20 protein-coding genes are annotated in these 21,446 nt (G+C 62.0%); 15 read left to right on the top strand and 5 right to left on the bottom strand.

Going from position 1 to position 21,446, the window contains the following annotated elements; translation table 11 throughout:
- The first annotated feature begins 12 nt into the window (after positions 1-12).
- The 4 genes from ACP6KB_RS16935 to ACP6KB_RS16950 are packed head-to-tail and all read left to right on the top strand — an operon-like array spanning position 13 to position 3,640.
- On the top strand, positions 13-900 hold the full coding sequence (locus ACP6KB_RS16935; RefSeq protein ID WP_442108337.1) for a heme/hemin ABC transporter substrate-binding protein: 888 nt from the start codon (positions 13-15) through the stop codon (positions 898-900).
- Positions 897-1,934, top strand: a complete 1,038-nt coding sequence (locus ACP6KB_RS16940) for a FecCD family ABC transporter permease (protein WP_442108339.1) — start codon at positions 897-899, stop codon at positions 1,932-1,934. Before ACP6KB_RS16935 ends, ACP6KB_RS16940 begins: the two co-directional genes overlap by 4 nt.
- On the top strand, positions 1,934-2,701 hold the full coding sequence (locus tag ACP6KB_RS16945; protein ID WP_442108341.1) for a heme ABC transporter ATP-binding protein: 768 nt from the start codon (positions 1,934-1,936) through the stop codon (positions 2,699-2,701). The genes ACP6KB_RS16940 and ACP6KB_RS16945 overlap by 1 nt, the downstream gene beginning before the upstream one ends.
- Positions 2,702-2,755: 54 nt before the next feature.
- Positions 2,756-3,640: a ChaN family lipoprotein gene (locus ACP6KB_RS16950; RefSeq protein WP_442108343.1), complete on the top strand. Its 885-nt coding sequence runs from the start codon at positions 2,756-2,758 to the stop codon at positions 3,638-3,640.
- An 83-nt stretch (positions 3,641-3,723) separates the two neighbouring features.
- Here ACP6KB_RS16950 and ACP6KB_RS16955 read toward each other — a convergent pair whose 3' ends face one another.
- Positions 3,724-4,452, bottom strand: a complete 729-nt coding sequence (locus ACP6KB_RS16955; RefSeq protein WP_442108345.1) for an aspartate/glutamate racemase family protein — start codon at positions 4,450-4,452, stop codon at positions 3,724-3,726.
- Between the two features lie 24 nt (positions 4,453-4,476).
- On the bottom strand, positions 4,477-6,006 hold the full coding sequence (locus tag ACP6KB_RS16960; protein ID WP_442108347.1) for an NCS1 family nucleobase:cation symporter-1: 1,530 nt from the start codon (positions 6,004-6,006) through the stop codon (positions 4,477-4,479).
- A 493-nt stretch (positions 6,007-6,499) separates the two neighbouring features.
- On the opposite strand from ACP6KB_RS16960, the gene ACP6KB_RS16965 reads away from it, so the two are divergent.
- Complete coding sequence (locus ACP6KB_RS16965) at positions 6,500-7,189, top strand: GntR family transcriptional regulator (RefSeq protein WP_442108349.1); 690 nt, start codon at positions 6,500-6,502, stop codon at positions 7,187-7,189.
- A gap of 102 nt (positions 7,190-7,291) precedes the next feature.
- Positions 7,292-8,461, top strand: a complete 1,170-nt coding sequence (locus tag ACP6KB_RS16970) for an amidohydrolase family protein (RefSeq protein WP_442108351.1) — start codon at positions 7,292-7,294, stop codon at positions 8,459-8,461.
- Positions 8,462-8,480: 19 nt separating this feature from the next.
- Here ACP6KB_RS16970 and ACP6KB_RS16975 read toward each other — a convergent pair whose 3' ends face one another.
- Positions 8,481-9,332, bottom strand: a complete 852-nt coding sequence (locus tag ACP6KB_RS16975) for a LysR family transcriptional regulator (protein ID WP_442108353.1) — start codon at positions 9,330-9,332, stop codon at positions 8,481-8,483.
- Between the two features lie 93 nt (positions 9,333-9,425).
- Here ACP6KB_RS16975 and ACP6KB_RS16980 point away from each other — a divergent pair, with 93 nt between their 5' ends.
- The 8 genes from ACP6KB_RS16980 (at position 9,426) to ACP6KB_RS17015 (ending at position 19,572) form a co-directional block, all read left to right on the top strand.
- On the top strand, positions 9,426-9,890 hold the full coding sequence (locus tag ACP6KB_RS16980) for a multidrug/biocide efflux PACE transporter (protein ID WP_442108355.1): 465 nt from the start codon (positions 9,426-9,428) through the stop codon (positions 9,888-9,890).
- A gap of 241 nt (positions 9,891-10,131) precedes the next feature.
- Positions 10,132-11,421 (top strand): NAD(P)/FAD-dependent oxidoreductase, encoded by a 1,290-nt coding sequence (locus ACP6KB_RS16985; RefSeq protein ID WP_442108357.1) that lies wholly within the window; start codon positions 10,132-10,134, stop codon positions 11,419-11,421.
- A 12-nt stretch (positions 11,422-11,433) separates the two neighbouring features.
- Entirely contained in the window at positions 11,434-11,991 is a 558-nt protein-coding gene (locus ACP6KB_RS16990; RefSeq protein ID WP_442108359.1) for a helix-turn-helix domain-containing protein, read from the top strand.
- Positions 11,992-12,014: 23 nt separating this feature from the next.
- Positions 12,015-13,367 carry a glutamine synthetase family protein gene (locus tag ACP6KB_RS16995; protein ID WP_442108361.1) on the top strand — a complete coding sequence of 451 codons (1,353 nt, stop codon included), beginning with the start codon at positions 12,015-12,017 and terminating at the stop codon, positions 13,365-13,367.
- A gap of 129 nt (positions 13,368-13,496) precedes the next feature.
- Positions 13,497-14,336 carry a glutathione-dependent disulfide-bond oxidoreductase gene (gene yghU, locus ACP6KB_RS17000; protein ID WP_442108363.1) on the top strand — a complete coding sequence of 280 codons (840 nt, stop codon included), beginning with the start codon at positions 13,497-13,499 and terminating at the stop codon, positions 14,334-14,336.
- A 252-nt stretch (positions 14,337-14,588) separates the two neighbouring features.
- Positions 14,589-18,008, top strand: coding sequence for an Ig-like domain-containing protein (locus tag ACP6KB_RS17005; protein ID WP_442108365.1), 3,420 nt, complete (start codon positions 14,589-14,591; stop codon positions 18,006-18,008).
- Positions 18,009-18,118: 110 nt separating this feature from the next.
- Positions 18,119-19,084, top strand: coding sequence for an SCO family protein (locus ACP6KB_RS17010; protein WP_442108367.1), 966 nt, complete (start codon positions 18,119-18,121; stop codon positions 19,082-19,084).
- A 14-nt stretch (positions 19,085-19,098) separates the two neighbouring features.
- The gene (locus ACP6KB_RS17015) at positions 19,099-19,572 is read left to right on the top strand and encodes a copper chaperone PCu(A)C (protein ID WP_442108369.1); all 474 of its coding nucleotides are present in this window, start codon (positions 19,099-19,101) and stop codon (positions 19,570-19,572) included.
- Positions 19,573-19,658: 86 nt separating this feature from the next.
- Here ACP6KB_RS17015 and ACP6KB_RS17020 read toward each other — a convergent pair whose 3' ends face one another.
- A complete protein-coding gene (locus ACP6KB_RS17020; RefSeq protein WP_442108371.1) occupies positions 19,659-20,069 on the bottom strand; it encodes an MAPEG family protein in 411 nt (136 codons plus the stop codon).
- Positions 20,070-20,091: 22 nt separating this feature from the next.
- A complete protein-coding gene (locus ACP6KB_RS17025; RefSeq protein ID WP_442108373.1) occupies positions 20,092-20,667 on the bottom strand; it encodes a hypothetical protein in 576 nt (191 codons plus the stop codon).
- Between the two features lie 201 nt (positions 20,668-20,868).
- Here ACP6KB_RS17025 and ACP6KB_RS17030 point away from each other — a divergent pair, with 201 nt between their 5' ends.
- The gene (locus ACP6KB_RS17030) at positions 20,869-21,336 is read left to right on the top strand and encodes a hypothetical protein (protein ID WP_442108375.1); all 468 of its coding nucleotides are present in this window, start codon (positions 20,869-20,871) and stop codon (positions 21,334-21,336) included.
- Positions 21,337-21,446: the final 110 nt, after the last annotated feature.

The following is a 21,446-nucleotide window of genomic DNA, read 5'->3' on the forward strand; positions in this document are numbered from 1 at the left end:
GGAAACTCCTAGATGCGTAAGAAAATTCTCCTGGCCTGCGCTGGCGTGCTGTTCAGCCAGCTGGCCAGCGCCAGCGACGCCCTGCCCCAGCGCTGGGTCAGTGCCGGTGGTGCGTTCAGCGAATGGGTGGTCGCCCTGGGGGGCGAGAGCAAGCTGATTGGCGTCGACAGCACCAGCCAGCACCCGAGCTCATTGCATAAGCTGCCCAGCATCGGCTACCAGCGCCAGCTGGCGGCCGAGGGCATTCTCGCCCTGCGCCCGGACATCCTCGTCGGCAGCAATGAAATGGGACCGCCACCGGTACTGGAACAACTCAAGGCCGCCGGTGTGCGTATTGAATTGCTGTCGGCCAAAGCCGAAGTACCGGCGCTGCAACACAACCTGACGGCTTTGGGTCAATTGTTGGGCAAGCAGGATCAAGCACAGACCCTGATCAACGACTACAAGCAACGCCTGCAACAACAGGCAGCAGCGGTGAAGCAGGCGCAACAGCAATACCCGGCCCCCCGAGTGCTGATGCTGCTCAGCCACTCCGGTGGCAACCTGCAGGTAGCTGGCAAGGACACCCTGGCCGCGTGGATGATCGATCAGGCTGGCGGCAAGGTTCTGGGCGATCACATCGGCTATAAACCGGTGTCCAGCGAAGCGATGCTGGCCCTCGACCCGCAAGTGATCATCTTCGCCAGCAGCCGTTTGCAAGGCGATGCGGCCCGGGCCACGTTGCTTGAACAGAACCCGGTGCTGGCGCAAACCCAGGCCGGTCGTGACGGCCGGGTGCTGGTGATCGATCCGACCCTGCTGGTGGGCGGCCTCGGGCCTCGGGTTCCGCAAGCACTGTCGACCTTGACGGCAGCGTTCTACCCGAACGCCAAGGCGCTGAGTACTGAGGCGGGCCAATGACGGCAATTGTCCGACCGCGGCCAATGCTGCTTGCGTTGGGGCTGTTGCTGGTAGTGATCGTCTGGTTGTCGCTGGCCCTCGGGCCAGTCAGCCTGCCACTGGGTGAAACGCTCAAGGCCGGGCTGCGTCTGCTCGGCCTGTCGCTGGATGGCGATGCCACACAGCAAGCCGACCTGATCCTGGGGCAGATTCGCATGCCGCGGACCTTGCTCGGGATCACTGTCGGTGCAGTGCTGGCGTTATCCGGGGTGGCGATGCAGGGCTTGTTCCGCAACCCCCTGGCTGACCCAGGCCTGGTCGGTGTTTCCGGCGGGGCGGCACTGGGCGCGGCAATCGCCATCGTTGGCGGCAGCATGCTGGGCGGTTTGCCACCGGCTATCGAGCCTTATGTGCTGTCGGCCTGCGCCTTCATCGGCGGCCTGATTGTGACAGCTGTGGTGTATCGCTTCGGCCGTCGCAACGGGCAAACCAACGTTGCCACCATGCTTCTGGCCGGTGTGGCAATGACCGCCATGGCTGGCGCCGGGGTTGGCCTGTTCACCTACCTGGCGGATGACGCCACCCTGCGCACCCTGACCTTCTGGAACCTGGGCAGCCTCAATGGCGCCAGCTACCAGCGCCTGTGGCCGCTGCTGATTGTTGGCGTCGGCGTCGCCTTGTGGCTGCCGCGCCGCGCAACAGCGCTGAATGCGTTGCTGCTGGGCGAGTCGGAAGCCCGCCACCTGGGCTTCGATGTCGAACGCATCAAGCTGGAATTGGTGGTGTGTACCGCCCTGGGTGTCGGCGCTGCAGTCGCGGCGGCGGGCCTGATCGGCTTTATTGGCCTGGTGGTGCCACACCTGATGCGCCTGCTGGTCGGCCCCGACCATCGCGTACTGCTGCCCGCCTCGTTACTGGCTGGCGCCGGTCTGCTGCTGTTGGCCGACCTGATCGCCCGTTTGCTACTGGCACCAGCGGAACTGCCGATCGGTATCGTCACGGCATTGATTGGTGCGCCGTTCTTCCTCTTCTTGCTGGTACGAGGGCGCTCCTGATGCTCGAAGCAGACAACCTGCTGGTACGGCGCGGGCAACGCACCGTACTGGCCAACGTCAGTGTGCAACTGCGCCCTGGTGAAGTGCTCGGCGTGCTTGGGCCTAACGGCGCGGGCAAGAGCACCCTGCTCGCCGCGTTGTGCGGTGAGCTGGCGCTCAGCGAAGGCACGGTCAGCCTTGAAAAGCGCGCACTGGCCGACTGGCCCGGTCAGGAACGCGCCAAGCGCCTGGCAGTGCTGCCGCAAAGCTCAAGCCTGAACTTCGCGTTTTCGGTCAATGAAGTGGTCGGCATGGGGCGCCTGCCCTACGCCACTGGCCGCGTGCGTGACGCCGAAATCGTCATCGAAGCACTCAGGGCCGCCGACGCCCTGCACCTGGCCGAGCGCAGCTACCTGGCACTGTCAGGCGGCGAGCGACAACGGGTACACCTGGCCAGGGTCTTGGCCCAGCTGTGGCCGGGGGCCGATGGGCAAACCCTGCTGCTCGACGAACCGACCTCGATGCTCGACCCGCTGCACCAGCACACCATTTTGCAAGCGGTGCGCGACTTCGCTGAACGAGGCGCGGCGGTGATGGTGATCCTCCACGACCTCAATCTCGCTGCGCGTTACTGCGATCAACTGCTGTTGCTGCAAGACGGCCTGCCCCACGCCTATGGCCCACCGGCCGAGGTGCTGACCACCGATGCGCTGGCAGCGGTGTATGGCCTGCAGGTGCTGATTCAACAGCACCCGGAACGCGGCCACCCATTGATCATCGCCCGCTGAATCGCCCCCTCGTCACGCCGTGATCGAGGGGCAACTACTTAGCAAGGAATTCCGATGCGCCTTCTGATGCTCTGCCTGGTCAGCCTGTTGGCGGCCTGCCAATCCCACTCGGTACTGCCGCCCCCGGCGCCCATCGCGCCCGAAGGGCGTGAACATGCCGAGCTGGGCGTGATCCGCGAACTGGCTACCGGCCAGACCCTGACCCCACAACAACTGATCGATCGCCTGGCCAAGGCGCCGCGCGTGCTGGTCGGTGAGCAGCACGACAACCCCGATCATCATGCGATACAGCTGTGGCTGTTGCGCGAGCTGGCCAGCCAACGCCCGCAAGGCAGCCTGCTGCTGGAAATGCTCAACCCGGACCAGCAAGCCAAGGTCGATGCGGCGCAAGCGGCCACCCGTGCAGGCAATCCACCCAGCGACGCATTCCAGGCCCTGGCCTGGCAGGCCAACTGGGACTGGGGGCTGTACGGCGCGATCGTGACCTATGCCCTGCACCAGCCTTACCCGCTGCTTTCGGCCAACCTCAACCGTGCGCAAATCATGCAGATCTACAAGCAGCGCCCGGTGCTTGAAGGCAGTGCCTCGACCCGCCCAGTGGTGCAGGCAACCTTGCTCGACGATATCCGCGAATCGCATTGTGGCTTGCTGCCCGAAGCTCAAATGCCAGCCATGCTGGCGGTGCAACAGCAGCGTGATCGGCGCATGGCCGAAAGCCTGCTGGCCGCTCCAACCCCTGCCGTGTTGCTGGCTGGAGCCTTCCATGTGCGCAAGGATCTGGGCGTGCCGTTGCACTTGAGCGATCTGGGTGCTGGCGAAGGCAGCCAGGTGTTGATTCTGGCCGAAGTAGGTAAAACCGTAAGCGCCGAAAGTGCTGACTATGTGTGGTACACCGCGGCACAACCGGCACAAGACCACTGCGCCAAACTGCGCCGCTGAATCCTGTGGGAGCGGGCTTGCCCCGCGATTGCGATGTATCAGCCACATCGTAATCGCGGGACAAGCCCGCTCCTACCACCGGATCAACCCAACAAGGCCCGCGGCCAGCCCAGTACCTGCTTGGGCCGCGGCGCTGCATAGGTGCGCACTTTCGAGGTGCTCAACTTCAGGCGCACCAGCGACTCGGCCAACGCAACTGCAGCCGTAACGCCATCAACCACTGGCACTCCAGTTCGCGCCTGAATGCGCTCATCCAGCCCGACCATACCGCCACAGCCCAGGCAGATCACTTCGGCCTTGTCATGCAGCACCGCGTGCTCGGCCTGCCCCACCACCGCTTCAATGGCGCGCTCGGGATCTTCTTCCAGCTCCAGCACCGCCAGGCCACTGGCGCGTACCGAGGCACAGCGACTCTCCAACCCGGCCAGCTTGAGGCGATCTTCAATCAGCGGCACCGTACGATCCAGGGTGGTCACCACCGAATAGCGATGGCCCAGCAACATGGCAACGCTGGCAGCGGCTTCGGTGATGTCTACCACCGGCACGTTGAGCAGTTCCTGCAAGCCTTCACGGCCATGCTCGCCGTAACCGGCCTGAATCACCGCATCGTACGGCTGGTCGTAGCTCAGTACCCGCTCCATGACGGCAATGGCCGCCAGGTAACTCTCGAAGTTGCCCTCTACCGACTCGGCACCAAAGCGCGGGGTCAAACCGACGATCTCGGTGCCCGGCGAGGCAACGCTGCGCGCCTGGCGGGCAATCGCCTCGGTGATCGACTCGGTGGTGTTGACGTTGACTACCAGTATTTTCATGAGTCAGTTCCTTGTGCGTGACGCTCAGTGCTGGGCGCTGTCGACGGCAAAGTGCTCGCCGGAACAGTCCACATAGTGTTTTTTACTATCGGAAATCAGGTAGTACACGCCGCCGGCAATCGCCGCACCGAACAGCCAGGAGAACGGTGTCAGGTCGCTGAACGCCGGCACCAGGGCCAGCATCACCGCGGCAATCGCCGAAGGCACCAGGGCTGCAATGGCCTTGTAGTTGACCCCACGGGTGTAGTGATAGGTACCGCTGGCCGCCTCGCTGTAGAGGTCTGGGACATGCACCTGGGCTTTGCGGATCAACCAGTAGTCGACCATGATGATCCCGTACAGCGGGCCGAGCAGCGCGCCCAGGCCGGAGAGGAAGTAGACGATCACCAGCGGGCTGTTGTAGAGGTTCCACGGCAGGATCAACACCGCCAGGGTGGCACTGATCAGGCCGGCACGGCGGAAGTTCAGGCGGCTCGGCGCCAGGCTGGAGAGCACGAAGGCCGGGGCGACGAAGTTGGCCATGATGTTCACCGCCACGGTAACGATCAGAAATGCCAGGCAACCGAGGACCAGGAAGGTTTTGTCGGGAATCGCGGCAATGATCTGGGTCGGGCTGTCGATCACCGTGCCATCGATGCTGAACTGCGCCCCGGACAGGACAAAGCTGATCACCGCGAACACCAGGATGTTCACCGGCAGGCCCCAGAAGTTGCCGACGCGGATGGTTTTGCGGCACGGCGAAGAGCGGGCGAAATCGCAGAAGTTGAGAATCAGCGTGCCATAAATGGCCAGCCACAACGCGCCGCCGGCAAACACCTGGGTCCACATCTTCACGCCGGTCAACGGCTCACCCACCGACCAGGCCAGGTTGCCATCGACCCGCAGGTACATCCACACCGCCAGCACCAGCACGGTGGAGAGAATCACCGGGCCGGCAAAGGATTCGTACTTACGCACCATCTCCATGCCGAAGGTGAGGATCACCAACTGCACAAACCAGATGGCGACGAAACTGGCCCAGCCCAGGCTGGAAAGCCCGAGGATGGCGTTGTGGTCGTAGCTGGCCAGACTCGGCCAGATCGCCACCAGCAACACCCGCAGCACCACCGAGGCGAGGTAGGTCTGGATACCGAACCAGGCAATCGCGATCACGGCACGAATGATCGCTGGCAGCTGCGCACCGTAGATACCGAAACTCATGCGGCTGATCACCGGGAACGGCACCCCGGTTTTCTGCCCCATATAGCCCGACAGGTTCATGAAGAAGTACACCAGCACCGCACCGACCGCTAGCGCTGCAAGCATCTGCCAGCCCGACAGACCGAGCGCGAACAGGCCCATGGCGAAGGAATAGTTGGCGATGTTGTGCACATCGTTGGTCCACAAGGCGAAGATGCTGTACCCGCCCCAACGCCGACCTGCGGCCTTGGTCGGTGCAAGGTCGGCATTGTGCAGTTTCGGGCTCAGACTGGGATGCCCCGACAACTGCGCAGACGCGGCAGAGTCGGGAGACAGGTACGCGGTATCCAGAGGTTTGGAAGTATCCAATTGCATGTTCCCCGGGCTCTTGCTGCAGCGCCTGTGGTGCTGCAACACATTATTGTTGGACTTGAGAGTTGGGACCGCTGTCGGCGCCTGGACGCCGTGGAATACAAAAATTGTATGCAATCTTTGTATTACGATTTTCGAGGAACAATATGTGTGCCAAAGCGGCACGAAATGTAGGATCGCCACACGCCGCGTGTATGGCTATCGAACTGATTTATAACGATTTAAATTTTCAACATCGTGCAAACTTGAACCGTTTAATCTGACCAAATGGTCAGCGAACCAAACACTGTGTTTGGGCATGAAAGTAACAACGCCCGGTAACATGAACACAATAAAGCGTCGCGAATGTACACAACCCACACCCACCTCCGGTAGGAGCGGGCTTGCCCCGCGATGTGATGTGACTGACACACCGCTATCGCGGGGCAAGCCCGCTCCTACCCGTAATCGCTTATTTACGGCATGCTTGTGCGGTCAAGGAACATCGGAGCTGGCAATGACGGAAAAACTCCCCGCATCGACCGTAGAACGCGTCTACCAGGGGGTCCATGAGGCCATCAGAAAGCGCACCCTGCGCCCCGGCATGAAACTGGGCGAGTCATCGCTCGCGGAGCTGTTCAAGGTCAGCCGCACCTCGGTGCGTGCCGCACTCAAACAACTGGAAGGCGATGGCCTGGTGTCCACCGAGCTGAACAAGGGCGCCTGGGTATCGCTGCCCAGCGATGAAGACATCCGCTCGGTGTTCGAAACCCGGCGCCTGATCGAAATCGGTATCGTCACCGAACTGTGCCGCCGCGCCGACAACAGCCTGTTGCACCCGCTGCGCCTGCACGTTGCGCAAGAAGAAGCCGCAGCCGATGCCGGTGACCATGGCCGCTATGTCCACTTGCTGGGTGAGTTTCACCTGCGCCTGGCCGAAGTGCTGGACAACCCGGTACTGCTCGACTGGTTCCGCAAACTGATCGAACGCGGCTCTCTGTACGCCTCGACCCTCGACGACGAACGCCATGAAGCCTGCCGTGGCAACGAGCACCTGCGCTTGATCGAATTCCTCGAGGCCGGTGATCAGGCCGCCGCCATCGAACTGGTGTGCACGCACCTGAGCGGTATCGAAGAAGCGATCCTCAAGGCCACTCACAACCTCAAGGCTGACTACCATCCGCTTAAACACCTGATTGGCGGCTGAACCGTGGGCATTCACAAACTCACTGCTATCGATCCCGATATTTAATTGGCCGATTCCCGGCGACTTTTATAGGGTGTGCGGCCTTGTCCAAGAGGTCGTGAAATGATTGATCGTGTGTTTGTGAATGCCGTTGCTGCCGACGGCAGCCCGCTGTCTGTAGCCGTCGCCGATGGCCGTATCGTGCGCCTGGGTAGCGACGTCGCGGCCATCGCCGGTGTGCAGTGCATCGACCTGGGCGGGCAGCTGCTGGTACCAGGTTTCGTTGACGGTCATATCCACCTGGACAAAAGCTTTGTCGGCGATCGCTGGCACCCGCACCAACCAGCAGGCAGCCTGCGTGAGCGTCTGGCCATCGAAAAACGCGAACTGGCCCAGGCACCCGCCATCGTTGAGCGTGCCGACGCACTGATCCGTCAGGCCGCTTCGTTCGGCACCGTGGCCATGCGCAGCCATGTCGATGTCGATGCCACCACCGGCTTGAGCAACCTGCACGCGGTGATGGAAGCGCGGGAGAAATGGCGCGGCATCGTCGACATTGAGCTGGTGGCCTTCCCCCAGGCAGGGGTGATGTCGTGCCCGGGCACCGCCGATGTGCTGGAAGCCGCCATTATCGATGGCGCCGAGGTCATCGGCGGCATCGACCCGACCACCCTCGATGGTGATGCCGACGGTCAGCTGGATGTGGTATTCGGCATTGCCGAGCGCCACGGCGTGAAAGTCGATATTCACCTGCACGAGCCCGGCCTGCAGGGCGTCGAGCAACTGCAACGCATCGCCGCACGCACCTGCGCCGCCGGCCTGCAAGGGCGCGTGAGTGTCAGCCATGCCTATGCCCTGGGCCAGGTGCCTGAAGACGTGCTTGAGCGGATTGCCGCCACCCTTGCCGAGGCCGGGGTATCGATCCTCACCAACGCCCCCGGCGATCACCCCTTCCCGCCGATCCTGCGCTTGCGCGCGGCCGGTGTGAATGTGTTCGCCGGTAACGACAACATTCGCGACGCCTGGTGGCCGTATGGCAATGCCGACATGCTCCAGCGTGCGATGCTGATCGGCTACCGCTCAGGCTTCTACAGCGACGAGGACCTGAACCTGGCCTTGGCGATGGCCACTACGGCAGGTGCGGCGGTCATGGGCAAGCGTGACTATGGCCTTGCGCTGGGCAATGAAGCGACCTTCATCGTCATCAAGGCGCCGAATGCAGCGGCGGCGGTGGCTGCAGTGCCCGCCGAGCGGCGTATCGTGCGCCGCGGTGAATTTGATAGCACCCGCTAAGGCCGCCGTACCGCCGCGCCTACACTAGGCCGTCCAACAACCACAAACCCGCCGGCCCCGGCGGTGTCAGCCGCGACCAGGCCGCATCGACCGCAATCGGTCGCGGCCAACCCGGCAAGGTCAGCTCCACCAACTGGCCATGACCGTACTGCTGCACCAGGCCGTGGGGCAGTTCGGCCCACCCAAAGCCTTGCTCGGCCATTTCCAGCAGCAACAGGTAATCCGGCGCTGACCACACCCGCCCCTGCGGCCTGTTTTCACTGTCGGCATAGGTATTGAGGTACAGCTGACGATGACCCGCCAAGTGTGCCTGGGTCGGCTGTGATAGCGCCGCCAGCGGATGCCCGGCCGCGACAAAAACCCCCATCTGGGCCTGCTTCGCCATTCTGCGCACGGCGATGTCCGGCGGGTAATTCGCCTGCGCAGCCAGCAAGCCCAGATGCGCCCGCCCACTCTGCAGCAGGCTCAACACATCACCACCCTCAGCAATCATGCATTCCAGCTCAATGTCCTGGTAGCGCTGCTCGAACTGACGCATCAGCTGATCATCCGGGGTGAGCTGGTACATGTCGGACAGAACGATGGTCAGCCGCGGCTCGACCTTATCGGCCAGACGAATGCTCAGCTCATCAAGCCGTTCGCTGGCCGCGAGGATTTCCTGCACGTGCCCCAGCACCTTGCGCCCAGCTTCGGTCAGCTGCGGATGACGGGCCTGACGGTCGAACAGACTAACGCCCAGGTCGGCCTCAAGGTTGGCAATGGCGGCGCTGATGGTCGATTGGCTTTTACGCAGTTTGCGCGCCGCTGCCGAGAAAGAACCGAGGGCCACGGCTTCGACAAAGGCATGCAGAGCTTCGGGGGAATAGCGCATGGATGTATCGCTTTTATCGATGGAACCTATTTTTAACATAAGCGAAAAAGCGATGACAATCGCTCCATCGAAACCAACCGTTCAGGTGATGTCATGCGTGTTTCCAACAAATCCTTCGGCGAGCGTATCGTCCACGCCGTAGGCTTCGAGGCCATTGCCGTACTGATCTGCGCGCCGATCGGCGCCTGGCTGCTCAATCGTTCGATGCTGGAAGTCGGCACCCTGGCCGTGGTGCTGTCGACCGTGGCCATGCTCTGGAACATGCTCTACAACGCCGGGTTTGACCGGCTCTGGCCGGCTGACCGGGTGCAGCGCAACGTCAAGGTACGGGCCCTGCACGCCGCTGGTTTCGAAACCGGCTTTGTGGTGATCGGCGTGCCGATTGCGGCACTGATGCTCAACCTGTCGCTGGTGCAGGCGTTCATGCTGGAGATCGGCTTCTTCGTCTTCATGCTGCCCTACACCATGGCCTACAACTGGGGCTACGACCTGCTGCGCCAACGCCTGATCAATGCCCGCAGCGAACGCCTGGAGGTGCAACAAGCGCTGCGTCGTTAACTTCAAAGGTTCTTCACGGATTTCCGGGGCAGGATTGGCTTTGCCTGCATCCGGCCCTACCGGTGGGAGCGGGCTTGCCCCGCGATCTGGCGCGATATAGCAAATCGCGGGGCAAGCCCGCTCCCACCGGCACGGCCAGATGCAGAAGCCAGCGGAGCCATTTAAAAGGGGGTTGGACTCGTGAAATTTATCTGGTAGTTTTTCATGAAAATATACCAATAAAAATTCACGAGACTCCGCCATGTTCAAGCAATCCGCCCAGCATGTCGCCAGCTACTACGCCCGCACCTACCCCAGTAGCATTGCCTTGCGCCCTACCCTGCATGAGCGCCTGGATACCGAGGTGCTGATCATCGGCGCCGGTTTCAGTGGTTTGCACACCGCCTTGCGCCTGGCGCTGGCGGGCAAGCGGGTCACGTTGCTGGAGGCCAGTCGTGTGGCCTGGGCGGCCTCCGGGCGCAATGGCGGGCAGGCGCTGTTGGGCTGGTCGTGTGACATGCCACCGCTGGAGAAGGCCCTGGGCCTGGAACGGGCGAAACGTCTGTGGGACAGCATGTGCTGGGCCGCCAGCGAAATGCGCGCCCTGCCCGATCGCCATGGATTTGACGTCGACTACCGCCCCGGCAGCCTGTGGGCCGCCGTGCTGCCCCGCCGGGTCGAATTGCTGCGCGAAGCACAACGTGAAGCCAGCGAAAAATGGGGTTACCACACGCTGCAACTGATCGAACGCGAGGCCATGCCCGAATGGATCGGCAGCCCACGCTACCAGGCCGCGCTCTACGACCCGGAAGGTGCGCACCTCAATCCGCTGAAACTGGCCCAAGGCCTGGCCGCCAGCATCGAAGAAGCGGGCGGACGGCTGTATGAACAGAGCCGCGTACTCGACTACCGCGAAACAGCTAACGGCTTTATCGCCCGCACCGAACACGGCGAAGTGCGCAGCGACGTGCTGGTGCTGGCCTGCAACGCCTACATCGACAAGCTCGACCGCCAGCTGGCGCGGCGCCTTTTGCCGGTGGGCTCCTACCAGGTCGCGACCGCACCGCTGGACCCAGCCCTGGCCCGCTCGCTGCTGCCACGCAACAGCTGCGTGATCGACAACCAATTCGTACCCGACTACTTCCGCCTGACCCCGGATCATCGCCTGCTGTTCGGCGGCGGCTGCACCTACCTGGGCGGCATTCCCGACGATGTCGCAGCGGCTACCCGCCCGGTGCTGGAACGTGCCTTTCCGCAACTGCGCGGTGTGGCCATTGAACATGCCTGGGGTGGCCATCTGGACTGCAGCCTGCGCCGCACCCCCGACATCGGCAGCACAGGCCAGCGCTACTGGTTGCAGGGCTTTTCCGGGCATGGCGTACTGCCGACCCTGGCCGCCGCCCGTGCCGTCAGCGATGCCATTCTCGGCAACAGTGATTTGCTGGCGTTGTACCAGGCCATCGACAACGGCCGCTTCCCCGGCGGCGACCTGCTCGCCGCCCCCTTGGAAGCGGCAGCCAAAGCCTGGTACCGCCTGCGCGACAATATTTAAGAGGACCACTCTATGGACATGCAGGACGAAATCGAAGGGTTGGCGATCCTGATCCGTGACTTGCGCAAACACCGCAACCTGACCCTCGGTGAACTGGCCCAGCGCATCGACCGCTCGGTTGGTTTCCTGTCCCAGGTCGAGCGAGGTCTGTCGCGCCCCACGGTGGCAGACCTGACCGCCATCAGTGAAACCCTGGATGTGCCTACCACCTACTTCTACAACCTGAGCAAACCACGGGAAGTGGACTGGGTCACCCGCCCGGGTGAACGGCGCACCCTGTACTACGCCGGTGGCATCACCGACGTGCTGGTCTCGCCGAAGCTCACCGGTAGTTTCTCCATGCTCGAAAGCCATCTGGCCCCCGGCGCCACCAGCGGCGAAGGCCACTTGAACGACAGCTCCGAACAAGGCGGCTTTGTTCTCGAAGGGCAACTGAGCCTGTGGCTCGATGACAGCCCGGAGCCAGTCACCCTCGGCCCCAACGACAGCTTCCAACTTCCGCCACACAGTCAGTTTCGCTACGCCAACCTCACTGAGCAGCCGACACGGGTGCTCTGGGTATTCCGTTGAATAACGCTGCAGGACTGCAATCGATGACAACAACAAAAAGCTTTCCCGATCTGCTCACTGAAGTACGTGATTTTCGCACTCGATTCCCCGAGGTGCGCTATGTCGACCTGATCAGCCTGGACATTCCCGGGCACTTCTATGGCAAGCGCTACCCCATCGACATGCTCGAAAAAGTCGCCGCTGGCAGCCCGCTGAAGCTGCCGCAGAACTGCGTGCTGCTGGGTGTGCAAGGCGGGCTATTCCCGATTGGCGACTACTGCTTCCACGACGGTGACCCGGATGCACCACGGCGCCTGATCCCCGGCACCCTCAAGCCGGTACGCTGGGAAAACCAGCCGCTGGGGCAAATGCTGATCAGCTCCGACGGCACCGAAGCACCCATCGAGTTCGAACCCCGCGAAGTGCTCGCGCAAGTCCTGCAGCGCCTGGAGCGTCGTGGTATTCGCCCGGTGGTGGCGTTCGAGCTGGAGTTCTACCTGTTCGACCGTGCCCTCAAGGAAGGCCTGCCGCAGTTCCCTCGCGACCCGTTCAGTGACGACGCTGACGACCAGCCGAACATGCACATCGAGCGCCTGTCGCGTTACTCCGACGTGCTGCGTGACATGGTCGAGGCTGCCAACGAACAAGGCGTGGATGCCAACGTGATCACCGCCGAGCTGGGCCCTGGCCAATTCGAGATCAACTTCGGCCACTGCGACGACGGCCTGCGCGCCGCCGACTGGGCCGCCCTGTTCTGCCGCAGCACCCGTGGCGTTGCGCTCAAGCACGCAATGCGTGCCAGCTTCATGAGCAAACCGTACCTGGAGGCGCCCGGCAGCGGCATGCACGTGCATGTCAGCCTGTACGACCGCGACGGCAACAACCTGCTTGCCGCCGATGACCAGCGCCCCTTGCGCCATGCCGTAGCCGGCTGCCTGGAGCTGCTGCCGCACTGCATGCCGATCTTCGCCGCCAACCACAACGCCATGCGCCGCTATGGCGCCATGGTCAACGCCGCCAGCCGCGCCAGCTGGGGTTACGAAGACCGTGATGCGTGCATTCGCATCCCAGAGTCAGACCCACGCAACCTGCGCATCGAACATCGCCTGGCCGGTGCCGACGCCAACCCGTACCTGGTACTGGCGGCGATTCTCAGCGGCATGGAACACGGCCTGGATGCCGCGAAAGAGCCCATCGCCCCGCTCAACGAAGATCGCAGCAGCGGCATCGACTTCCCCAAAGACATGCTCGCGGCCGTCAGCGCCATGCGCCAGCACCCGGTAGTCAACCAGCAGTTGGGCAGCGAGTTCGTCATGGTCTATTGCGAAAACAAGCGTCAGGACCACCTGGCCTTCATGCAAGACATCAACGCCCGCGAATACCGCTGGTTCCTCTAAATCCTCCTGTGGGAGCGGGCTTGCCCCGCGATAGCGATTTCTCAGGCAGATCGCTATCGCGGGGCAAGCTTGATCCCACCAAAAAAGGTTAGGCTTTGCCTCTGGCCCGAAATGCAGGAGATTCGCCCGATGAGCAAAGCCCCCTACACACCGCCCAAGGTCTGGACCCACGACGCCCCGTCTGGTGGCGAATTCGCCAACATCAATCGCCCCGTGGCAGGCCCCACCCATGACAAGGTGCTGCCGGTCGGCAAGCACCCCTTGCAACTGTATTCCCTGGCCACGCCCAATGGCGTCAAGGTCACGGTGATGCTCGAAGAACTACTGGCCCTCGGCGTCAGCGCAGCCGAGTACGATGCCTGGCTGATCCGCATCGGCGAAGGCGACCAGTTCTCCAGCGGCTTTGTCGAGGTCAACCCCAACTCGAAGATCCCGGCGTTGCTCGACCGCAGCGTAGAACCGGCCATTCGCGTGTTCGAGTCGGGTTCAATCCTGCTGTACCTGGCCGAGAAGTTTGGCCACTTCCTGCCCAGCGATCCCGCCGGGCGCACCGAAACCCTTAACTGGCTGTTCTGGCAAATGGGTTCCGCGCCGTACCTGGGCGGTGGCTTCGGGCATTTCTATGCCTACGCGCCAGAAAAATTCGAGTACCCGATCAACCGCTTCACCATGGAGGCCAAGCGCCAACTCGATGTGCTCGACCGCCGCCTGAGCGAAAGCCCCTACCTGGCAGGCGCCAGCTACACCATCGCCGACATTGCGGTTTGGCCGTGGTACGGCCAACTGGTGCTGGGCAACCTGTATTCGGCGGGTGAGTTCCTCAACGTACAGCAATACACCCACGTACAACGGTGGGCGCAAGCGATCGCCAAGCGCCCGGCAGTGATCCGCGGGCAGCGGGTCAACCGCACCTGGGGCGAGGAAGCCAAGCAGCTGGCGGAGCGGCACGACGCGTCCGATCTGGACTGATTAAGACGTGGGTGCGGGGGAGCGGTTCAACCATCACCAAAGACGGGGGAACGCCCCCACTCCCCCTTGGCAGCAATGAGTCGGGCGCCGCAGCGACTCAGCACAACACTTTGAATAATTTGAATTTTTTCATTTAGCGCACTCGAACCCTCACTGTTGGTGCGGTTTTTGCCCCATGCCATCACACAATGGCAATTTGATGTTTTTTTGGGCACAAACCGCCAGCGAACAGGCCGGGACGAGGTAAACGCTATGTACACCTACACGGCGCAGCGCCGCTCGATACTTCACCGTTTCCAACGCTCAAGCATTGCCTCTGCACTGTGGGTAGCCTGCAGTGTCGGCACCAGCAGTGCCGCGCCCATCGACGACACCAGCCCGCCGTCTGCCACCGACCCCTCGGCCTACACTCCAATGCCCGCCGACCCGCTGGCCGCGCAACAGGCGCTGGATGCATTGAAGCTGTTGCCCGAAGGCAACCACGGCGCGCTCGCGCTGCCCAACGGCGCCTACGGTGACCGCACCACCCCGCGCACGGAAAACGTGCTGCAGCCCGCTCAGCAAACCTCTTTCAATTACCCCACCAATGGCTTGGCCAGCCCATTGTTCGGCGCTCAGCCCTTTACTCAGCAAATGCTGCTGTACGAAGAATTCGGCCCGGAAAAGCTCGACCCGACGGTCGAAGCCGGCACGCTGCCCTTCCCGATTCCCACCACCGGCCCGGCGCCCGAGCAAGACCCCAATAGCGTCGCCCGCAGCGGCCCCACCGGCGCGGCGCTGGAAGCGTTTCTGCGCCAACCCGGGCTGTCGCCATTTCCCACCCAGTACGCCAACGTGCTTGACCGCAACCCATGGAAAGCGCAAATCGAAGCCTTCCTCAACCGCCAGCCGGTGGGCTCGCCAGCAGAGGGCCGGCCACCAGGAAAAGGCTGGTCCCACCAGCGCTGGAACGAGTTCTACCCGCAGGCAGCAATCAAGACCGCGCAAGCCGGGGCGCGGGTCAATCAGGGCCTGCGCGACCGCCGGCAAATGCACGGCTATGCCAAAGGCGAGTTCGGCCCCGGCGGCCTGTACCACAACACCGCCGGCATTCCGGCCACCGAGGGCACGGCCAAAGGCATCGGCATCCGCTTTCACCCAAACATGCCGATCCAGAACCACAACGCGCTGTGGACCTTCGATGGCACGCTACCGCCCAAGTTGCTGATGGCGCGCTACGGCCAACCAATCCTGATGCGCCATTACAACGCCCTGCCCATCGATCCGGCCGCCAATGGCGGCTTTGGCCTGCACACCCTCAGCACCCACGAGCACAACGGCCATAACCCGGCAGAAAGCGATGGCTACACCAACGCCTACTTCTTCCCCGGCCAGTACTACGACTACCGTTGGCCGCTGCAACTGGCCGGTTACGACTCGATCAACACCAAGGCCGAAGACCCCCGCGCCGCCTTCCCCTGCGCTGAAGGCGAAACGCTCTGGGTCAACGATTCCACGCCGGGGCTCAAGACCTGCCAGAACGGCAGCATCAAAGTCCGTGGTGACTGGCGCGAAACCATGAGCACCCACTGGTTCCACGACCACATGCTCGATTTCACCGCGCACAACGTCTACAAGGGCAACGCGGCGATGATGAACTACTACAGCGCCCTTGACCGCGGCAACGAAGCGCTGGAAGACGGCGTCAACCTGCGCCTGCCCAGCGGCTCGGCCCTGCCCTGGGGCAACCGCGACTATGACGTCAACCTGACTTTTGCCGACAAGGCCTGGGACCAGAGCGGCCAACTGTGGTTCAACCCGTTCAACATCGATGGGTTCATCGGTGACCAGATGATGGTCAACTGGCTGTACAAGCCCTACTTTGACGTACGCGCGCGCAGCTATCGCCTGCGCATTCTCAACGGTTCGGTGTCGCGCTACATGAAGATCGCCGTGGTCCGCGAAGTGCGTGGGACCGGTGGTGAATTCCGCGGCCCGCAGGGCTCCGGGGTGTCCTACAACCGGGTACCGTTCCACATGATCGGTAACGACGGCAACATCATGGAACATGCCATTCCGTTCGATGGCAGCATGGACCTCAATGGCAACGGTGACCTCAAGGACGACAACGGCATCATGCCGACCATGGCCATCGCCGAGCGCTACGACATCATCATCAACTTCGCCAAACACGGCATTCAACCCGGCGACAAGATCTTCTTCGTCAACCTGATGGAACACGACACCGGCAAAGGCCCGAGCGAAGAAGCGGTGTCATTGGCCGACGTGCTCTCCGAGAAGTACAAGGCCGTCATCGACCAGACCAGCAAAGGCCCACGTTGGCGCGATGGCGATCCGGTGGTCGGCAAGTTCCTGCAGTTCAACGTCAAGCCTTACAGCGGCACCGACCTGAGCATGGACCCGGTGGCCTATGAACCGGCCAAACCGGGCAAAGCCGCGGGCAAGAAAATGATCCCGCTGACCATCGACCGCAACGATCCGGCCATGCAGGCCAAACTCAAGCAGGCGCGCCACCGCAGCTTTGAGTTCGGCCGCTCCGACGGCACCGACACGGCGCCCTGGACGATCAAGACCGACGGTGGCTTCGGCTACTCCATGGACCCCCGGCGGATCACCGCCGCGCCGCAACTGGCCAGCGGCCCGACCGATGCCGGTTATGCCGGTGAAGGCACCCTGGAAGTGTGGAAAATCAAAAACGGTGGCAATGGCTGGAGTCATCCGGTGCACGTGCACTTCGAAGAAGGGGTAATCCTCAACCGCGACGGCAAGGCGCCGCCTGAGTGGGAAAAATGGGCACGCAAAGACCTCTATCGGGTCGGCCCGGAAGTGGACAGCTCCGGTGAACTGGAAATGGCCATCCGCTTTCGCGAATTCGCCGGCACCTTCATGGAGCATTGCCACAACACCCAGCATGAAGACAACTCCATGCTGCTGCGGTTCGACCTTGAGCACCCCGGCCAGTTCGAACTGATGCCATCGCCCATGCCCACCTGGGACGGCGTCACCTACATCAGTTCGGCCGCACTGCCCGCGTTCCGTGATGAAGACGCTGAAGGCCCGGGCGACGGTGACGACGAGGACAACCAACTGCCGTTGGCCAGAGACGACAGCGGCGCCACCAAAGCCGGGGTGCCGATCACCCTCAACGTATTGGCCAACGACAGCGACCCCGACGGTGACATGCCGCTCTCGGTCGTCAGCCTCGGGCAACCAGACTCTGGTCAGGGCAGCGTCAGCAGCAATGGCACTCAGGTCACCTTCACGCCGCCGGCAACGGTCAACGAAGCCTACAGCGCCCACTTCGAATACAAGGTCAAGGATGCCCGCGGTGGCGTGTCGCAACTGGCGGCCAACGTCAGCATTGCCGTGACGCCGGTGCCGGTGGAGGTTGATCAGAACCTGAAGGTCAGCAGCGCTACGGTCACCGTGCGCAGTAACAGCCGCTATGCCTGGGAACTGGTGGGTAGCAGCGCGCTGAAAATCGGCGACACCCTCGCGGTCACCGCAACAGGTATCAACGGCACGCTGAACCTCGGCACGGCCACGGTGATGTCCGGTGGCAACTGGCGCTTGTCGGCCAACACCACCGGCAGCGGGCCAGCGCCGAACCCGACGGTGACCATCAAGCCTGTCAACGGCAAAGCCATCACGGTGCCCCTGACCGTGCGCTGAAACCACGCCCCGTGCGCGTTGGCAGCTGTGTTGCCCGAGCGCACGGGGCAAGGGCTGAAACACTCGACACTGAGGTTCAGGAGATCAATCGCATGGGCTGGAAAACCTGGATGGCACTCGTTCAATCGCTGCTGCTCAGCAGCGGTGTGGCACTGGCAGCCGTCAGCGAAAACCAAGCGGAACAGGTATGGGGGCGGGACTACTTCCCCAACACAACGCTGATCAACCAGGACGGTCAGCCGCTGCGGTTTTTCGATGACCTGATCAAAGACAAAGTGGTGGCAATCAACTTCATCTTCACCACCTGCACCGACTCTTGTCCCCTGGAAACCGCACGCCTGCGCCAGGTGCAGAAACTGCTCGGCGAGCGCGTGGGCCGCGATGTGTTTTTCTACTCCATCAGCATCGACCCGGAAACCGACACTCCGGAGGTGCTCAAACACTATGCCGAGAAATTCAAGATCGGCCCCGGCTGGCAGTTTCTCACCGGCAACAAAGACGAAATCAGCCTGTTGCGGCAAAAGCTCGGGTTGTTCATCAAAGGCGTGGATGATGGCCAGACCAAGGACCATAACCTCAGCCTGATCATCGGCAACCAAAGCACCGGACGCTGGATGAAAGCATCGCCCATGGAGAACCCTTATGTGCTGGCCGACCGCCTGGGCAAAAGCCTGCACAACTGGAAACTGGCCAGCACCAACACCAACGATTACGCCAACGCACCCAACGTGCGTCAGCCCAGCGTTGGCGAACAGATCTACCGCACGCGCTGCGCCTCCTGCCACACGCTAGGCGACACCGAACACGCCGGGATGCGCAACATTGGCCCGGACTTACTCGGCGTCACCCGGCAACGGGACCCCGCCTGGCTGGCGCGCTGGATCAAGGAACCCAACGTCATGCTGGTAGAACAAGACCCGCTGGCCTTGCAGCTGTTCGAGCAATACAACCGCCTGGCCATGCCCAACCTGCGTTTGGGTGATGTCGAAATCTCGGCCTTGCTGACGTACCTGGAAGAAGAAACCGAGCGCTTGCAGCCGCGAGCACCGATCACCACCTCACAAACCCGCAACTAGGCAAGGAGTTCATCATGATTGCACGTGTTCTGGCGCTTGGCGCCCTGCTTGTTTGCAGCACCGCAGGTTTCGCTGATGACTATCGAATCGGCGAACTGCTGATCAGCCAGCCATGGTCCCGCGAACTGCCGGTCGAGCTGCCCGGCGGCTCCGCCTACTTCAGCGTGCACAATCAGGGTAGCCAGACAGATCGCCTGATCGCCGTCAGCAGCCCGCGCGCAGCAAAATCCACACTGCATACCCAGGCTGCCAGCGATGGCATGATGAGCATGCAACACATGCCAGCCCTGGACATCCCGGCCCATAGCGAAGTGACCTTCAAACCCGGCGCCAACCATGTGATGTTGTCGGGCATGGAGCAGCCGCTCAAAGCCGGAGAACACTTCCCGCTGACATTGCAGTTCGAAAAAGCTGGCAGCGTCGAGGTGCAGGTCAGCGTGTTGCCTGCCGATGCACAGTCAGGCCCCACCACTCCCCACATACACTGACGCCGCAACCTCATGCCGTTTCGGTAGGAGCGGGCTTGCCCCGCGATAGCGATCCCTCACTCAGATCGCCATCACCGTGCAGGCCATCATATCCCCAACAAACGCGCAGCCCACCACATGCCAATGACCAACTGCACAGCGAACGCGGCAAACCTGCAGAACACCGCAACCACGCTTTGCGAGGCCAGGTGAATGCATGACTGAACCAGGCGTGCCGCGAGAAACACATAGGCCAGCGGATCAGTAATTGCCGTCTGCTCGGTCAGCAACGCAAGCAGCAACAAGCCGCCAAAAATCGGCAACCCTTCCACGCAGTTGGCGTGGGCCCGCGCCAGGCGCTGCATGAACGGTGACAGGTTGGCGTTATCCGGAGTGAACTGATTGGCTGGTACACCCTTGAACATCACCAGAAACCCACGCAGCAGTTCCATCAGCACCAGCAGTGCCAAGGCCCAGGCAATAAATCCGGCCAATGTGAGTGCACTTGGACTGGTCATCACGCGTTCCTCCTGAGCATCGTTACTGTCGGTCCCGCCACTGATCCGAATCGTAGACAAAGCTGTCGCCAAGAATACTATCGTAACGAATCAACAGACGTAATCGCGCCTTGGCAATGGCCATGATCGCCACCGGGTCATGGTTCTCAGGCATGACGGTGGTGGTGGTGAATTTTTTGCCGGGGGGTATGAATTCGCCGACGATAAACAGTTCGGCGCGTTGCTCGTAAGGGATATCGCCGAGCAACATTTTACTGGCCGCCTCCAGCAAGTCCGGCCCTTCCCCCTGCACCAGCACGCCGTCGACCCAGAGGCTGACCTCACGAATAATGGCAGGCCCCAGGCCATTATTTTCCAGGGTGTAACTGTAGGACCGGGCCTTCACATCGGTGCTGTTCCACGCCGACAAATGCGGCGTTGCCATCCGCCGGTTGTGCAACTCGAACGTCTTTATTTGCCGGGCGCTGAAGCGTACAGCGATACACGCCACCAACACCGAGGCAAACGCGGCAAGCGCGGTCAACAGCGTTGACAGCTCAGACATCCAGCCTTCCTGGGCCGTAACGACGTACACCACATAATCCTGTAGCGGTTGCATGTGGGTCATCCCGGCACGCTCGGAACGTCACAGAAGCATAGCAAGCGTCGGCGCGAAGCACTTGAGGCCTACTTTGCATCTACCAACGACGACAGCCTGCACATTTTCTTAGTTTATGGCTTGACTCATTTCCACATTGTAATTACATTGCATGCATAACGAAGCAAAACAAAGAACAACGAAGGCGCATTGGAGATTAAAATGAGTTCTGTTCAGTTCATTCATGGTGACGATGGCGAAGCGGTATTTGCAGTCATGCCAATTGGTATGTACCGCGCACTGATGGCCGGCGGCGTGCAGTCAGAGGCTTCGCCCTCATCACATCCGCTTCTGAATGAGGATCAGACAATGATCAAACTGCCTTACGGTGGCCCTAACGCTTATCTCCATGTGCCAGACCTGCTGGCTTACCTGAAAGCGCACGGCATCCAGCACCTGGCGATCAACCAGCGTGCGCAAACGTACGATAAGTTCCCACAGGAACAACTGATGACGCTCGACCCGATCATCCGTCGCGAGTTTCTCGGCGACCTTCGCTACAAAAATACCATGCAAGCTACCACCGAAGTCATCGATGCGCTGGTCGCGACCGGCCACTTCCGCCGCATCAAACAGCGCTACGATGACCTGTTTATCCGCGCCGTCAATGCGCTTGAAGTAGTCGAGTAAGTGTCAGCTGGCCTCCTCCCCGGAGGCCAGCTTTCTGATGAGAAATAACAGACAATCCGCAATCGCAAGCCATCACGTGCTCTGTTAGTGCGGCTGGCCATCGCGGGGCA

The sequence above is a fragment of the Pseudomonas sp. NUPR-001 genome, from assembly GCF_052147955.1.
Lineage (GTDB): Bacteria > Pseudomonadota > Gammaproteobacteria > Pseudomonadales > Pseudomonadaceae > Aquipseudomonas.

Bases quoted from the DNA above. Each gene is read 5' to 3' on its own strand.
- ACP6KB_RS16985 (WP_442108357.1), top strand. From the start codon at position 10,132: ATGTTCAAGCAATCCGCCCAGCATGTCGCCAGCTACTACGCCCGCACC.
- ACP6KB_RS16935 (WP_442108337.1), top strand. From the start codon at position 13: ATGCGTAAGAAAATTCTCCTGGCCTGCGCTGGCGTGCTGTTCAGCCAG.
- ACP6KB_RS17025 (WP_442108373.1), bottom strand. From the start codon at position 20,667: ATGCAACCGCTACAGGATTATGTGGTGTACGTCGTTACGGCCCAGGAA.
- ACP6KB_RS17020 (WP_442108371.1), bottom strand. From the start codon at position 20,069: ATGACCAGTCCAAGTGCACTCACATTGGCCGGATTTATTGCCTGGGCC.
- ACP6KB_RS16970 (WP_442108351.1), top strand. From the start codon at position 7,292: ATGATTGATCGTGTGTTTGTGAATGCCGTTGCTGCCGACGGCAGCCCG.
- ACP6KB_RS17010 (WP_442108367.1), top strand. From the start codon at position 18,119: ATGGCACTCGTTCAATCGCTGCTGCTCAGCAGCGGTGTGGCACTGGCA.
- yghU (WP_442108363.1), top strand. From the start codon at position 13,497: ATGAGCAAAGCCCCCTACACACCGCCCAAGGTCTGGACCCACGACGCC.
- ACP6KB_RS16965 (WP_442108349.1), top strand. From the start codon at position 6,500: ATGACGGAAAAACTCCCCGCATCGACCGTAGAACGCGTCTACCAGGGG.
- ACP6KB_RS16955 (WP_442108345.1), bottom strand. From the start codon at position 4,452: ATGAAAATACTGGTAGTCAACGTCAACACCACCGAGTCGATCACCGAG.
- ACP6KB_RS16945 (WP_442108341.1), top strand. From the start codon at position 1,934: ATGCTCGAAGCAGACAACCTGCTGGTACGGCGCGGGCAACGCACCGTA.
- ACP6KB_RS16990 (WP_442108359.1), top strand. From the start codon at position 11,434: ATGGACATGCAGGACGAAATCGAAGGGTTGGCGATCCTGATCCGTGAC.
- ACP6KB_RS17005 (WP_442108365.1), top strand. From the start codon at position 14,589: ATGTACACCTACACGGCGCAGCGCCGCTCGATACTTCACCGTTTCCAA.
- ACP6KB_RS16950 (WP_442108343.1), top strand. From the start codon at position 2,756: ATGCGCCTTCTGATGCTCTGCCTGGTCAGCCTGTTGGCGGCCTGCCAA.
- ACP6KB_RS16940 (WP_442108339.1), top strand. From the start codon at position 897: ATGACGGCAATTGTCCGACCGCGGCCAATGCTGCTTGCGTTGGGGCTG.
- ACP6KB_RS16995 (WP_442108361.1), top strand. From the start codon at position 12,015: ATGACAACAACAAAAAGCTTTCCCGATCTGCTCACTGAAGTACGTGAT.
- ACP6KB_RS16980 (WP_442108355.1), top strand. From the start codon at position 9,426: ATGCGTGTTTCCAACAAATCCTTCGGCGAGCGTATCGTCCACGCCGTA.
- ACP6KB_RS17030 (WP_442108375.1), top strand. From the start codon at position 20,869: ATGAGTTCTGTTCAGTTCATTCATGGTGACGATGGCGAAGCGGTATTT.
- ACP6KB_RS16960 (WP_442108347.1), bottom strand. From the start codon at position 6,006: ATGCAATTGGATACTTCCAAACCTCTGGATACCGCGTACCTGTCTCCC.
- ACP6KB_RS17015 (WP_442108369.1), top strand. From the start codon at position 19,099: ATGATTGCACGTGTTCTGGCGCTTGGCGCCCTGCTTGTTTGCAGCACC.
- ACP6KB_RS16975 (WP_442108353.1), bottom strand. From the start codon at position 9,332: ATGCGCTATTCCCCCGAAGCTCTGCATGCCTTTGTCGAAGCCGTGGCC.